Genomic DNA, 14,001 nt, shown 5'->3' on the forward strand with positions numbered 1-14,001 from the left:
CAGGGGAGTTGCCCCTGCGGTATGCTGGTCTATTTATTGAACGGCCAAAAACTTTTTTTGGACGCGCTATCTTCGGCCGGTTTTTCAGAAGAGCTGGCCTCGGAGGCGGGCTCGGGCTCGTCCTCGAGGGTTGGCTCGCCGAGTTCGCCCAGAATCGGCTCCTCCGGCGCGACGTTTTCATCCGGCGCCAAGGGTTTTTCGCCTGCCCGCACGTCGAATTCCACGTTCCAGCGCTTGTCGCCCTCCTTTGCTACGGCTTCCAGCCGCAGGGTGCCGACCTCGGTGACTCGAGCGGCCAGATGAACCGGGACGACGTCGCCTGCCTGGTGTTCCTCGGCCGGCAAGGTGACTTCGATTTCGTCGAGCTCTTCCATTTCGTCATCCGACCAATAGTCGAGACGTGTGCCGACCACGTCGTCGCGGCGTACGTTGGAAGCGAAGAATCGGAAGCGCACCGGCTCCCCGACAACCAATCCGAACTCGTAAGGCGGCAGATCCGCCTCGGTGCCTTCTTCCATGCCGAAAGGCGCGATGCACAAGGCCTCGATCGGCGGAGCGAAGCCCGGTACGGCCGGCATGGCGCTTTCAACGCCGACGTAATAGGCGGCGCCGGTGCCGCCGCGGATGCGGACTCCCCGGCCCTTGCGAACATAGCCGTAATAAGCGGCGCCGCGGGCCACGGCCAGATCCAGGTCGGCACCGTGCAGCAATCGGGCGGGCGGAGCCCCGTCGGCTTCCAGCCAGTTGTTCAGTACCTCGAGCAGCCGGGTTTCGAGCGATTCGGACCTGAATACACCGCCGTTGAGGAGCAGCGCAGTCGGATGCAGGAAGCGGGCATCGGCGGGAAGGTTGAATCCCTGCAACTCGCCGGTCGCGCCGATCTGGCGGCTCAGGAAGGCGGCAAGATGGCAGGTGATCCGCGCATCCTTGGCATAGGGAAGGCCCAAGGTGGTTAAGCCGGTGCGCGTCTGAGCCGCCGGACGGTCGGATATGTTTACCCGGGGAAAGAAGCCTTCGACCAGGGTTCGTCCGACCTCGTCGCGGGTCAGGCTGGTACGCAGCGTACCGCCGATCAGCGAAGACCCGCGGCTGGGCACGACCACGGCGACCTCGTCGGTATCCGTATCGGACAGCAAGGATTCCTTGGCGTCCCGGCAGCCGTGCATGAGCGCTTGGATCTGCCAGGGTTCGAGCCGTTTGCCCTCGGCTTCGAGTTTCATTTTCAGGACATAGGCGAGCGCCAGGTCCATGTTGTCCCCGCCGAGCAGAATATGGTCGCCGATGGCGACGCGGTTGAGGATCAGGTTGCCTTCCTCCTCGGTCACCGCGATCAGCGATAAATCGGTGGTGCCGCCGCCGACGTCGACGACGAGAATGATCTCGCCCGGCTTGACCTGCTCGCGCCATTGTCCGTCGCTGGCCTGGATCCAGCTATACAGCGCCGACTGCGGCTCCTCGAGTAGTATGGCCTGGCGCAGGCCGACCGCGTGGGCGGCCTCCACGGTGAGTTCCCGCGCCGCGGGATCGAACGAGGCGGGCACGGTGATCACCAGGTCCTGCTCGCCTAAGGGCGCGTCGGGATAGCGGGCGTTCCAGGCGTCGCGCATGTGGCGCAGGTATTCGATTGAGGCCTGCAGCGGCGAAACCCGCTTGACTTCCTCTGGAGACTGTATGGGCAGAATCGGCGCGCGGCAATCGACACCGCTGTGAGACAGCCAGCTCTTGGCACTGCTGACCAGCCGGATTGGCGTCTTGCTGCCGAGCTGCCTTGCCAGGTCTCCGACGATGGCCTCCGGATGTTCATCCCAGGGCAGCACGATGTCGCCGGGTGCGAGTTCGGCTTCGTGGGCCTGATAAAGGAAGGAGGGCAACTGCCTCTTTTCCCCGACTGCGCCGGGAGACGTCAGTTGCGGAATATCCAAGACCTGGATCGGTGCTTTTTCACCGTCACACTGGATGAGATCGACATAGGACACGACGCTGTTGGTCGTGCCGAGATCGATGCCTACGGAATACTGGGTTTCGCTCACAATTCTACCTCTGCTTGGGCGATGATACGAACGTCGTGCCCTTCGGCGATTTTGGGCAGTCTGACCGCGGCGGCGCGCCAGCCGCGGTGTATCAAGGTGCCGGTAAACGGCGGTTCGCCGACGATGTTGCCGGTGGGTCTGACGCTCGAAGCGTCAAAGCCTTTGGGCAAGGTGACGCGAGAGTTCTCCTGCTCTTTGCGCACCGGTTCGAGCTCGAAATTCTGGCTCAGCACTTTGCGGCACCCTTCATGCACGACGCGGGCCGCGGCGCCGATCTCGGCGTCGGAATAGGCAGCGACGTTTTCCTGGACGAAGTCGACGAATCGGGCTTCTTTCTGCAACAGGCCGAGAAGCTGCAAGGCCGCATCCGGCGTGGCTTGTTTGACAACGACGGGTTCCGGCCGTTCCGGTTTGACCAGTTCGGCGGATTTGGCCGCCTCCCTGACCGGAGTCGCGGCCGGTTCCGGACGGACCTGGACGGCAATGGGCTCGGCCGCGGGTTTGCCCCGGCGCAGCAAGGCGATGACTGCCACGGACAGCAGCAGAATTTGCAGAATCAGGAGAACGACCGCGAGGGCCGCAAGTCCGATATGGACCGCGTCGAACGTGGTCGGAATGAGAGTCGGGTCGAATTGCATTCGGTTCCTCTTTGCGTTGAGTGATGCTCGGGGATGAGCGCGCGGGACGCCGGAAACCGCGGGGGCAGCCGGGCGAGGTCTGGGCGCGGGGTAAAATCGCGTTACGGCCGCCCGGTCACGGTCTGGGCGGCCTGAGAGCCCATTAATGCGCGCAGAACCTGGCGTGCGGCCTGGGTGCGGCGGCCGCGCATGTATCGTTCGGAGATCGTGCCGGGTACGTTCTCGCTATCGAAAGCCGCTTTTACTTTGGACAGCTTTCCTTCGCAGGTTTTCAGCACGCGATCGGTGAGCGCGCGCGAATCCGCCTCCTCGCCGATATGCGACCGCGTCTCGTCGTTGACGCAGCTCTGATACGCGACCAAACCCAGCTTGACTTTCTCCAGTGTTCGGTCGGAAAGCGTGGTGGCATGCCATTCATCTTCCGCTCGGGCGGTATGCAAGGCGGACAATGCGATTGCAGTCAGCAACACGCGTGACAAAAGCTTCATGGGCGTTGACTCCTGAAGAGTTCTTGACGAATCCGCCGGATTTTACGCTATGTCGGACACGGGAGGAACGACCAATCCCCCGTTGCTGCTCTCCAGGCCCCGCCGGCTTTCTTTTGGACGTCATAGCCAGTGTGCTACTCTTCGATGGCGCGACGACCATGCTGGACTTTCGGCGCAGGATGAAAACAAACGAACAAAACCGGAGAAAATAATGAAATTAAGATCTTGGTTGGTGGGGGCGGCGATTCCTTTCCTGGTGAGCTGCGCGGCGACCGTGGACAAGGGCTCGGTGCAGGCCACCAGCCTGACACCGGCTTCGACTCAGGTGGAAGTGTTGCGGATACCGTTCGACGCCTCGCAGCCCACGTACGTGGTTACGGTGGAACCCCTCGGCGTCGGCACCGGTTCGGGCGGCGGCGCGACCCAGGCGCCTGCCAGCGGTGCCCGTTCTGGCTGGGGGCCGTTCGGCTGGGGAATTTTGGGAGGAACCGCGCCGACCGCGCCCGGAGCCTACACGCCCGATCATCAAGGCATGAGCGATCGCGTCGGCCAGGGCGTCGCCGCCCAGTTGATCAGTGCTCTAGGCAATGTCGGGAACATCGTGGTCATCGACTACGAACATTACCGCAAGCACGCGGACAACCCGGCGAAACTCCTGAATTCCGGAGAAGTGGGGCCGTTCGTGATTAAAGGGACGATCACGGAATTCAACGAAGTGGCCGAAGCCAACGACGAGCGCAAAGGCGGTTCCCTGGGGTGGGCGGGAACGGTACTCGGCATCGCGGGCGCCGTTGCCGGTACGCCCGGAGCCGGCATCGCCGGCGCCGCCGTGTCCGCCGCCAATCCGACCTGGGAGAATACCAAGGCCCGCCGGACGGGATCGGTCGGCATGGATCTGCAAGTGGTGGAGCCGAATAGCGGCCGCATGGTAGGCACCATTACTTCCCATGGCACCTTTACTTCGGAATCCGCGACCAGCGGCTTCTCGCTGTTCGGCATCGGCGGCGGCGAATCCGCGTTTGCGGCGAGCGCTCTCGGTCAGGCGACTCGCGCGGCGCTCAACGACACGCTCAAACAATTGTCCGACCAGCTCCGGGTGAAGGGGCCGGCTTTCGTCAAGGTATCCGCGCCGAAATCGAAAAAGTCCCGTCGCTAATGCATCTAGCGCGCCGGGGAATCCGCCACGAGCGCAGGTTTCCCGCGCGAGCGGTTGCGTTGCAGCGCCCAGCGTACGTGTTCCCTGATCAGGGGTGATGGATCATCCATCCGGGATGCCAGGGTTTCGAGGACTTCGATGGGTGGGGGCGCGTTGCCCAAAGCCACCGCGACATTTCTGATCCAGCATTCGTAACCGATCCGACGTATGGCGGAGCCTTCGGTTCTATGCAGAAAGGTCGCTTCATCCCAGTGGAAAAGCTCGATCAGTCCTGCGACGTCGAGGCCGTGGCGCGGCATGAAATCCGCTTCTTCGGTAAGCCGCGCATAGCGGTTCCAAGGGCAGACGAGCTGGCAATCGTCGCAGCCGTAGATGCGGTTGCCGATGGCGGGCCGAAATTCTTCCGGAATCTGCCCGCGCAGCTCGATGGTCAAATAGGAAATGCAACGCCGGGCATCCAGGCGATAAGGAGCAACGATCGCCCGGGTCGGGCAGACGTCGATGCAAGCGGTGCAGCTCCCGCAGTGATCGCTGGTTTCGGCATCGGTAGGCAAAGGGACATCGGTGTAGATCTCGCCCAAGAAGAACATCGAGCCGGCTTTGCGGTTGATGAGATTGGTGTGCTTGCCGATCCAGCCGAGCCCGGCTTTGGCGGCTAGCGGCTTTTCCAGCACCGGCGCGCTATCGACGAAGACGCGGTAACCGAAAGGGCCGATTTCGGCCGCCACGCGCCCGGCCAGTTGCTGCAAGCGCCTGCGCAGCACCTTGTGATAATCGCGGCCAAGGACGTAGCGGGAGATGAACGCGGCGGCGGGATCTTGCAGCCGTTCCCGGACCGCGGTCCGCTCCTCCGGCAGATAATCCATGCGCACGCTGATGACCCTAAGCGTACCGGGGACGAGTTCATCCGGACGGCTGCGCTTGGTACCGTGGCGCGCCATGTAATCCATTTCTCCGTGAAAGCCGTCTTTCAGCCAAGCCCGTAGCCGCTTTTCGGCGGCGGAAAGATCGGTGTCGGCCACGCCGACTTGCTGAAAACCGAGTTCTCGGCCCCAGGTCTTGATTTTCGCGGCGAGCGCGGAGTAATCGAGCGCGGATGAAGTCACAGAAATGTGGAGGCGGTGCGGCGTTTAAGCCAGAATGTAAACGGAACGAGCGTAGTTTGGGTACAGCTTACCGGGTTATGAGCGAACGATACAGCCGAAGTTTCCAGAAAGACCTTTATCGTGCCGAAGACGTGCGCGCCATGGACCGTTACGCCATCGATACGGTGGGTATTGCCGGCATCGAATTGATGCGCCGTGCCGGTGCAGCGGCCTTTGCGGCCGTGCGCGAACGTTGGTCCGGAGCGCGTACGCTGTCGGCGATTTGCGGCGGCGGCAACAATGGCGGCGACGCTTATGTGGTCGCCCGGCTGGCCCACGAGGCAGGGATGGACGTGCGGGTTTATCCGGTTTCGCCGCCTGCGAATCTCAAGGGGGATGCACTGACGGCTTACCGGGATTATCGTGCGGCGGGCGGCGAAATACTGGATTTCATTCCCGCCGATTTCGAGGGCGCGGAAGTGCTGGTCGACGGATTGTTGGGCACCGGCCTGGATCGTGAGGTCGGCGGTCTTTACGCGGATGTGATCAGGGCCGTCAACCGGTTTTCCGGTCATGTGATGGCGCTGGATATTCCATCCGGCCTGCATGCCGATACCGGTTCCGCGCTGGGCGTCGCCGTCAGAGCCGGTCTGACCGTGACCTTCATCGGTCTCAAGCGGGGCCTTTTTACAGGCGAAGGTCCCGAATATGCCGGCGAGGTTGTTTTTGCCGATCTCGGCACGCCGCCGGAAGTGCGATATTCGGTCGAGCCGTCGGCCATGCTGCTGCCGCCTTGGGAACGCGGCTTGCCGGTGCGGCCGCGTTACGCGCACAAAGGTCATTTCGGTCACGTGTTGGTAGTCGGGGGCGATTGCGGCTACAGCGGAGCCGCACGCATGGCCGCCGAGGCCGCGGCTCGGGTCGGAGCGGGCTTGATCAGCATAGCCACTCGCAAAGCGCATGCCGATTCGCTCAATCTGACCCGGCCGGAGCTGATGTGCCACGGGGTCGAAACGCCGGAGGAACTGCGGAGGCTGATGGCGCGGGCCACGGTCATTGCCGTCGGTCCCGGGCTTGGCCGTTCGGAATGGGCGAAGAAATTGTTGGATGCTGTAATGGACACCGGTTTGCCGGCCGTGGCGGATGCCGATGCACTGAATCTACTCGCGGAAAACCCCCGCATACGGGACAACTGGGTCATTACGCCCCATCCGGGAGAAGCGGCCCGCCTGCTCGCCGTGTCTTCCGGGGAGATACAGAAGGATCGATTTGACGCCGTTCGCAAACTCCGGGAACGGTTCGGCGGCGTGGCGGTATTGAAAGGTTCCGGTAGCCTGGTCTGCGGCCCGGACGGACTGCCGCGTGTCTCCACCACCGGTAATCCCGGCATGGCCAGCGGCGGCATGGGCGATGTGCTGACCGGGGTTATCGCCGGGCTGCTGGCGCAAGGTTCGGATCTTTTCGCGGCCGCGGCGCTGGGCGTGCAATTGCACGGCGCGGCTGGGGACGAGGCCGCGAAAGCCGGGGAGCGGGGTCTTTTGGCCGGTGACTTGATGGATCCTTTACGCCGGCTCGTCAATTTATGAAAGTGACTCTGCGGGACGAGGCCGAAACCCTTGCATTGGCCGAACACGTCTACCGGGCCATGCCGCCGGGATGTCTGGTTTTTCTGCACGGAGATCTGGGGGCCGGCAAGACGACTTTCGTGCGTGGCTGGCTTCGGGCGGCCGGCTTTTCGGGACCGGTGAAAAGCCCGACATTTACCCTGGTCGAAGAATACCCTCTTAAGGACCGTATCGTTTACCACTTCGACCTGTACCGCTTGAACGATCCTGAAGAGCTGGAATGGATGGGGCTCAGGGACTATCTCCGTCCGGACGCCGTTTGTTTCATCGAGTGGCCGGAGCACGGTGAAGGCCTGCTGCCGGACCCGGATATCGAGATCACCCTTGAAATCGCCGGGGCTGAGCGCATCGCGGAAATCATGGGGGCTACCGGCTGCGGACGGGAGGTGCTGGCGCGCTTGCAAGCCGAATAGCGTAGTCCTTGCGGTTTTCTCCGTCTCGGGCTATGGTTTTCCGGGCTTTCAAGCACGGCGGCATCATCCATGGAAAAAAAAACTCTGATTGCTTGGCTGCTGCTCACATTGTTGAGCTATGCGCCGTCGCCGTTCGGCGCGCCCGCGCAATTGAAGTCGGTAAAGTTCGAAACCGTCGCGCAGGGCTCACGATTGATCTTCGATTTTTCGGCTGAGCCGACATATCGCGTTTCTGCCGGAAAAAACCCGAAACGCCTGCAGATCGATTTCGAGAATATTTCCTTGGCTGCGCCCCTGGCACGGCCGCCCGCGTCGCACCCTTTGATTGCCAGGCTTGTGCCGATTGCCGGGAAGAGCAAGAACAGTCCCCGCATTTTGCTCGATCTCAAACGCCCGTCGGTGCACAAGGTGTACGTCACTCGGCGCAAGGGAAGTGCACGGGTAGTGCTTGAATTGACGTCTCCCGCTGCTCCCGTTCGGGCGGACAAGACTAAGGCGTCCAAAGGTCCGGTGAAATCAGCGAATTCTTCCAGGGACGCCAGGGCGCAGAAATCGGCCGTGAAGCCGGTCTCGCCCCAAGGCGGAAGCTCACGTGACGATCTCAAACCCGTCCGAATCTTGAAGCCGGGACCCGCCAGGGAGCGCGTGGTGGTCATCGATGCCGGCCACGGCGGCAAGGATACCGGGGCGATCGGTCCGAACGGAACCTATGAGAAAGATGTCGTGCTGGCGATCGCACGCAAGCTCGAGCAGATGATTCGGGCCGAACGGGGTATGCGGGCGGTGATGGTGCGCTCGGACGATCGGTTCGTCGATTTGCGCGAAAGGGCCGAGCTGGCGCGCAAGGTGAAGGCCGATTTGTTTATTTCCTTGCATGCGGACGCCTATGTGAACAACGACGTCAAGGGTTCTTCCGTGTTCACCTTGTCGGAGCACGGCGCTTCCAGCGAAGCGGCTCGCTGGCTGGCGGACCGGGAAAACGCCGCCTTGGTGGGCGGTGCTCAGCTCAAGGGAAAGGATAAGCTGCTGGCGTCGATACTGCTCGATCTCTCGCAAAATGCCATGCTCGAAGCCAGCAACCGTGCCGCCGCGAAGGTGCTGGGAGAGTTGAAAAAAGATTTCCATCTGCATCATCGTGATGTCCAAAAAGCAGGGTTTGCCGTGCTCAAATCGCCGGATGTTCCCTCGATGCTGGTAGAAACCGCGTTCATCTCCAATCCGGACGAAGAGCGTAATCTGCGCGACCCGAAACACCAGAATCTGGTGGCGCGCGCCATATTCGACGGCATCCGTAATTATTTCTCCGAACTTCGGCCGATGATCCCGGTCGATTTGCGCGTGGCAGACGCCCAGAAAGCAGCCGAAGCCGACGGCAAGAAGCCGGTCGTCAAGAAATAGAGAGCCTTCGCCGCAGGTCGGCGAAGGTTCTCTCGTTTCCCGTCTTTCTTAAATTCTTTAGTTTTCCGAGAATAGCGAGGTTCTGAATCCTAGTTGTTGCGATCTTGTCTAATCGCCAGCCCGATTTCCCGATGTGCTGATCTTCATACACTATGCCTATCCGAATTCTCCCTCCACAGTTAATCAACCAGATCGCGGCAGGCGAAGTGGTCGAACGTCCCGCCTCGGTCGTGAAAGAACTGGTCGAAAATGCTTTCGACGCCTCCGCTCGGTCGGTGGAAATCGACGTCGAACAGGGCGGCTTGCGTATGATACGCATCCGCGACGACGGCTGCGGCATCGATCGGGAAGATTTGCCGCTCGCCTTGTCCCGGCATGCCACCAGCAAGATCGCCAGCCTTGAGGATCTGGAGCGGGTTGCGAGCATGGGCTTCCGCGGCGAAGCCTTGCCCAGCATCAGTTCGGTGGCCCGACTGACATTGACCTCTCGAATCCGGGGCGAGCGCTGCGCCTGGCGGGTCACGGCGGACGGGACGGAAACCGACTTCGATATCGAGCCGGCCGCCGATCCCGACGGAACCACGGTGGAGGTTCGCGATCTCTTCTACAACACGCCCGCGCGGCGGAAATTTCTGCGCTCGGAAAAGACCGAGTTCTCCCATATCGAAACGCTGGTCAGGCGCATGGCCCTGAGCCGGTTCGACGTGGGATTCGCCCTGAAACACGACGAGCGGACCGTATTGAATTTACGGCCGGCGGAAACCCGGGCCGAAATCGATCGGCGTCTGGCCCTGGTGGTGGGCGAGTCGTTTTTGGAAAATGCGCTGGCGGTGGAATTTTCGGCGGCGGGCCTCAGTCTGTCGGGCTGGGTCGGGCTTCCGACTTTCTCCCGCAGCCAGGCCGATATGCAGTTTTTTTATGTCAATGCGCGTCTGATTCGGGACAAGCTGGTGAGCTATGCCATAAAGCAGGCCTACCGGGACGTGCTTTACCACGGACGCCAGCCGGTCTACGTCTTGTACCTGGAGCTGGACCCGGCGCTGGTCGACGTCAACGCCCATCCTGCCAAGCTCGAAGTGCGGTTTCGCGATTCCCGACTGATTCACGATTTTCTGTTCCGGGCACTCCATCGGGCTTTGGCCGAGGCCAAGCCGCAGGCTGTCGAAACCGGGCCGGTGTCCATGGCGGAGGATATTCCCGCTCAAGCAGTTTCCGCGCCCAAATTCTCGAAGCCGTATCGCCAAACCGGCTTGCCCTTGCAAGTGGGCGAGCAGCTGCAGAGCTATGCCGAACTCTATTCCGTCCCGGCAGCGCAGCCGAAACAGCCTGCCGCGACCGACTCCGACGAGCCGTCCGCGCCACCGCTGGGTTTCGCGGTCGCGCATTTGCACGGGGCTTTCATTTTGGCCGAAAGCCGCAACGGGTTAGTCGTGGTGGATGCACACGCCGCCCACGAGCGAATTACCTATGAAAAGCTGAAGGAACAAGTCGGAGCGGGTTCGGTTCCGATGCAGCCCTTGCTGCTGCCGATCGGCATTCAGGTCACCGCAGCCGAAGCCGATTTGGCGGAAGAAGCGGCCGGTGTATTTGAAAGACTCGGCATCGAACTACGCCGAACCGGCCCCGAGGCCCTGATGTTGCGGGCGTTGCCCGCCGTGCTCGCGGATGCGGACGGCGAGCGCCTGGTGCGGGACGTGCTGTCCGATATCAATCAGCACGGGCACAGTCTCCGGATAGAGCAGTCCATGAACGAAGTCTTGGCGACCATGGCCTGCCATGGCTCGGTAAGGGCCAATCGCAAGCTGACCGTGCCCGAAATGAACATGCTCCTGCGCGAGATGGAGGCGACCGAGCGTAGCGGCCAATGCAACCACGGCCGCCCGACCTGGGTCGAACTAAACCTCAAGGATCTGAACCGTTTGTTCATGCGCGGCCAGTGATCGAGCTTTCACAACCACCTGCCATTGCCCTGATGGGGCCGACCGCGTCGGGCAAAACGCGGCTGGCCATCGAGTTGGCCAAGGCATTGGGCGGCGAAGTGATCAGTGTCGATTCCGCGCTGGTTTACCGAAGCATGGACATCGGCACGGCCAAGCCGGGGCTGGAGGAAAGGGAAGGCATTCCGCACCATCTGATCGATATTCTCGATCCTGCCGAATCCTATTCTACGGGCCGGTTTCGGGACGAAGCGCTTGCGGCGATGCAAGAGGCGACGAACCGCGGCAGGCTGCCGATACTCGCCGGCGGCACCATGCTGTATTTCAATGCCTTGTTCCATGGTCTTTCGACTCTACCGACGGCTGATCCCGAAATCCGGCGTCAGATCGACGAGGAAGCCGCGCTTTTCGGCTGGGGAAAATTACACCGGGAACTCGTCAGGGTCGACCCGGAAGCGGCGGCCCGCATACATCCCAACGATCCTCAGCGCATACAGCGCGCCCTGGAAGTGTACCGCGCGACCGGGGTTCCGCTGTCCGTACTGTGCGCCGAGACCCGGTCTCCGCCTTTGCCTTTCGACCTGATCAAGCTCATCCTTGCGCCGCTGAGCCGTGCGGCTCTGCATGAACGCATCCGTCTGCGCTTTCTGGCCATGATCGAACTCGGATTGGTCGGCGAAGTCCGGGCCTTGTACGAACGAAGCGATTTGCACGCCGATCTGCCTTCCATTCGCGCCGTCGGCTATCGGCAGGTCTGGGCTTATCTGGAGGGCGAATATGACCTCGAGACCATGATCGAGCGCGGCATTATTGCCACCCGCCAATTTGCCAAGCGGCAGCTCACCTGGTTGAGGCGGGAGCGGATTTCCCTGCGCTATGCCAGCGAGGACGAGGGCTTGACGGACGCGGTGTTGCGGGATGTCGCGGCTTACATGAAGCGATAGAGGGCGAAAGAAGCGAAGCGTTTAGCGGAAGCTTCGTGCAGGGATACGCCATCCCGGCCGGAAGCGGGGATTGGTTCGTGCTGGAGACCGCCGTTCTCAATCGTCTTCCACCACGGACAGGGTGTCGTTGCGGCCCGCGTATTTCTCGATACTGCCTTCCTCGCCCAACTTGATCATCAGCCTGACCTCGTTTTTCGAGTCCGCGGCGTGCAGGGCGTCCTCGTAAGTGATCTTTCCGGTTTTGTATAAACCGTACAAGGCCTGGTCGAAGGTTTGCATGCCTTGTTCCCGCGAATGCTTCATGAGTTCCTTCAGCTTATGGACCTCGCCTTTGCGGATGAGGTCGGAAGCCAGAGGGGTGTTCAGAAGAATTTCGACGGCCGGATACCGTCCCGTGCCGTCGGCTCGGCGAATGAGTTGCTGCGCGATGATTCCCCGCAGGTTCAAGGACAGGTCCATGAACAGCTGCGGGTGCATGTCTTCGGGGAAAAAGTGGAGAATTCGGTCCAGCGCCTGGTTGGCGTTATTGGCGTGCAGCGTGCTGAGGCAAAGATGGCCGGTCTCGGCGAAGGTGATGGCATGCTGCATCGTCTCCCGAGTCCGGATTTCCCCGATCAGAATCACGTCGGGCGCCTGCCGCAAGGTGTTCTTGAGCGCCACCTCGTACGATTCGGTATCGATGCCGACCTCGCGCTGGGTGATGATGCAGCCCGCATGCGGATGCACATACTCCAGCGGGTCTTCGATCGTGATGATATGGCCGCTCGAATTCTCGCTTCGATATTTGATCATGGCTGCCAGCGAGGTGGATTTACCGGTTCCGGTGGCGCCGACGAACAGAATCAGGCCGCGCTTGGTCATCGATAGTTCATTGAGGATGGGCGGCAGATTGAGATCGTCCACGGTCGGAATGTTGGTTTCGATGCGCCTCAGCACCATTCCGGCGGTGTCCCTCTGGACGAAGGCACTGACCCGGAAGCGGCCCAGTCCCGGCGACGAGATCGCGAAATTGCACTCCTTGGTATTCTCGAATTCATCGCGCTGGCGTTGATTCATGACCCCGAGAACAATTTGCCGCGCCTGTTCCTTGCTGAGCTTGGCATTGGCAATCGGTTGAATGACGCCGTCGATCTTCATGCACGGTTCCTTATTGGTGGTGATGAAGAGGTCGGACGCTCGTTTTTGCGTCATCAGCATGAGCAAGGATTCGAAATCCACGGCCCTGTACTCCGGTTTTAGAAAGCAGCTTTGTTGACGGCCTTGGCCCGCGCGGTGTTGCGCGCCACGACCCCTCTTTCGACCAGTTCCTGCAAATGCTGGTCGAGCGTTTGCATGCCGTCCTTGCGCCCGGTCTGTATCGCCGAGTACATCTGGGCGACCTTGTCTTCGCGGATGAGATTGCGGATCGCCGGGGTGCCCACCATGATTTCCCAGGCAGCCGTGCGCCCGCCCCCGGTCTTCTTGAGCAGGGTTTGGGAGATGACGGCTTGCAGGGACTCGGACAGCATGGAACGAATAATGCCTTTCTCGGCCGCAGGGAAAACGTCGATGACGCGGTCTATGGTCTTGGCCGCGGAATTGGTATGCAGGGTGCCGAATACCAGATGGCCGGTTTCGGCTGCGGTCAGCGCGAGACGAATGGTTTCCAGATCGCGCATTTCGCCGACCAGAATCACGTCGGGATCTTCACGGAGAGCCGAGCGCAAGGCTTCGTTGAAACCCAGGGTGTCGCGGTGCACCTCGCGCTGGTTGATCAAGGATTTCTTGCTCGAATGGACGAACTCTATGGGGTCTTCGATCGTCAGAATGTGGGAGTATTGGTTCGAATTGACGTGGTCGATCATCGCGGCGAGCGTGGTCGATTTGCCTGAGCCGGTGGGACCCGTGACGACAATCAGGCCGCGGGGATGCATGGTGACTTCCTGGAAGAACTTGGGACAGCCCAATTCCTCCAGGGTCAGCACTTTGGACGGAATGGTTCGAAATACGGCCGCCGAGCCGCGGTCCTGGTTGAACGCGTTGACGCGAAAACGGGCGACGCCGGGAAGTTCGAAAGAAAAGTCGGTTTCCAGGAACTCCTCGTAATCGCGTCGCTGCTTGTCATTCATGATGTCGTAAATCAGCGCATGTACTTCCTTGTGATCCAGCGCCGGCACGTTGATACGGCGTATATCGCCATCCACCCGGATCATGGGCGGAAGCCCGGCCGACAAGTGCAAGTCGGATGCGTTGTTCTTTACGGAGAAAGCGAGTAGTTCGGCGATATCCATGGGTTCTCTTCTATAGT

At 61.3% G+C, this 14,001-nt stretch carries 12 protein-coding genes; 6 read left to right on the forward strand and 6 right to left on the reverse strand.

All coding sequences use genetic code 11. The features are described from left to right. Positions 1–29 precede the first annotated feature (29 nt). From sS8_RS01390 to sS8_RS01400, 3 genes are all read right to left on the reverse strand, one after another. Positions 30–2,030, reverse strand: coding sequence for an Hsp70 family protein (locus tag sS8_RS01390; protein ID WP_119628085.1), 2,001 nt, complete (start codon positions 2,028–2,030; stop codon positions 30–32). Then, positions 2,027–2,668, reverse strand: a complete 642-nt coding sequence (locus sS8_RS01395; RefSeq protein WP_119628086.1) for a DUF2760 domain-containing protein — start codon at positions 2,666–2,668, stop codon at positions 2,027–2,029. Before sS8_RS01395 ends, sS8_RS01390 begins: the two co-directional genes overlap by 4 nt. A 101-nt stretch (positions 2,669–2,769) precedes the next feature. Continuing rightward, the gene (locus sS8_RS01400) at positions 2,770–3,156 is read right to left on the reverse strand and encodes a hypothetical protein (protein ID WP_119628087.1); all 387 of its coding nucleotides are present in this window, start codon (positions 3,154–3,156) and stop codon (positions 2,770–2,772) included. A gap of 211 nt (positions 3,157–3,367) precedes the next feature. Between sS8_RS01400 and sS8_RS01405 the strand changes: the two genes are divergently transcribed. Continuing rightward, complete coding sequence (locus sS8_RS01405) at positions 3,368–4,312, forward strand: hypothetical protein (RefSeq protein ID WP_145986371.1); 945 nt, start codon at positions 3,368–3,370, stop codon at positions 4,310–4,312. 5 nt (positions 4,313–4,317) lie between these two features. Here sS8_RS01405 and queG read toward each other — a convergent pair whose 3' ends face one another. Next, a complete protein-coding gene (gene queG, locus sS8_RS01410) occupies positions 4,318–5,424 on the reverse strand; it encodes a tRNA epoxyqueuosine(34) reductase QueG (protein WP_119628089.1) in 1,107 nt (368 codons plus the stop codon). A gap of 71 nt (positions 5,425–5,495) precedes the next feature. On the opposite strand from queG, the gene sS8_RS01415 reads away from it, so the two are divergent. From sS8_RS01415 to miaA, 5 genes are all read left to right on the forward strand, one after another. Further along, positions 5,496–6,983 carry an NAD(P)H-hydrate dehydratase gene (locus tag sS8_RS01415; RefSeq protein ID WP_119628090.1) on the forward strand — a complete coding sequence of 496 codons (1,488 nt, stop codon included), beginning with the start codon at positions 5,496–5,498 and terminating at the stop codon, positions 6,981–6,983. Then, positions 6,980–7,435, forward strand: coding sequence for a tRNA (adenosine(37)-N6)-threonylcarbamoyltransferase complex ATPase subunit type 1 TsaE (gene tsaE / locus sS8_RS01420; protein ID WP_119628091.1), 456 nt, complete (start codon positions 6,980–6,982; stop codon positions 7,433–7,435). The genes sS8_RS01415 and tsaE overlap by 4 nt, the downstream gene beginning before the upstream one ends. Before the next feature lie 69 nt (positions 7,436–7,504). Next, positions 7,505–8,833, forward strand: coding sequence for an N-acetylmuramoyl-L-alanine amidase (locus sS8_RS01425; RefSeq protein ID WP_119628092.1), 1,329 nt, complete (start codon positions 7,505–7,507; stop codon positions 8,831–8,833). Positions 8,834–8,985: 152 nt separating this feature from the next. Next, a complete protein-coding gene (mutL, locus tag sS8_RS01430; protein ID WP_119628093.1) occupies positions 8,986–10,773 on the forward strand; it encodes a DNA mismatch repair endonuclease MutL in 1,788 nt (595 codons plus the stop codon). A gap of 32 nt (positions 10,774–10,805) precedes the next feature. Next, positions 10,806–11,714, forward strand: coding sequence for a tRNA (adenosine(37)-N6)-dimethylallyltransferase MiaA (miaA, locus tag sS8_RS01435; protein WP_232020694.1), 909 nt, complete (start codon positions 10,806–10,808; stop codon positions 11,712–11,714). A 96-nt stretch (positions 11,715–11,810) separates the two neighbouring features. On the opposite strand, the gene sS8_RS01440 is transcribed toward miaA, so the two are convergent. Both sS8_RS01440 and sS8_RS01445 read right to left on the reverse strand, forming a co-directional pair. Beyond that, positions 11,811–12,932 (reverse strand): PilT/PilU family type 4a pilus ATPase, encoded by a 1,122-nt coding sequence (locus sS8_RS01440; protein ID WP_119628095.1) that lies wholly within the window; start codon positions 12,930–12,932, stop codon positions 11,811–11,813. 17 nt (positions 12,933–12,949) lie between these two features. Next, positions 12,950–13,984, reverse strand: a complete 1,035-nt coding sequence (locus sS8_RS01445) for a type IV pilus twitching motility protein PilT (protein ID WP_119628096.1) — start codon at positions 13,982–13,984, stop codon at positions 12,950–12,952. Positions 13,985–14,001 lie beyond the last annotated feature (17 nt).

Origin of the sequence: Methylocaldum marinum, from assembly GCF_003584645.1 — a bacterium.
Taxonomy (GTDB): domain Bacteria; phylum Pseudomonadota; class Gammaproteobacteria; order Methylococcales; family Methylococcaceae; genus Methylocaldum; species Methylocaldum marinum.

Bases quoted from the DNA above. Each gene is read 5' to 3' on its own strand.
- sS8_RS01445 (WP_119628096.1), bottom strand. From the start codon at position 13,984: ATGGATATCGCCGAACTACTCGCTTTCTCCGTAAAGAACAACGCATCC.
- sS8_RS01400 (WP_119628087.1), bottom strand. From the start codon at position 3,156: ATGAAGCTTTTGTCACGCGTGTTGCTGACTGCAATCGCATTGTCCGCC.
- tsaE (WP_119628091.1), top strand. From the start codon at position 6,980: ATGAAAGTGACTCTGCGGGACGAGGCCGAAACCCTTGCATTGGCCGAA.
- miaA (WP_232020694.1), top strand. From the start codon at position 10,806: ATGGGGCCGACCGCGTCGGGCAAAACGCGGCTGGCCATCGAGTTGGCC.
- sS8_RS01415 (WP_119628090.1), top strand. From the start codon at position 5,496: ATGAGCGAACGATACAGCCGAAGTTTCCAGAAAGACCTTTATCGTGCC.
- sS8_RS01425 (WP_119628092.1), top strand. From the start codon at position 7,505: ATGGAAAAAAAAACTCTGATTGCTTGGCTGCTGCTCACATTGTTGAGC.
- mutL (WP_119628093.1), top strand. From the start codon at position 8,986: ATGCCTATCCGAATTCTCCCTCCACAGTTAATCAACCAGATCGCGGCA.
- sS8_RS01405 (WP_145986371.1), top strand. From the start codon at position 3,368: ATGAAATTAAGATCTTGGTTGGTGGGGGCGGCGATTCCTTTCCTGGTG.
- sS8_RS01395 (WP_119628086.1), bottom strand. From the start codon at position 2,668: ATGCAATTCGACCCGACTCTCATTCCGACCACGTTCGACGCGGTCCAT.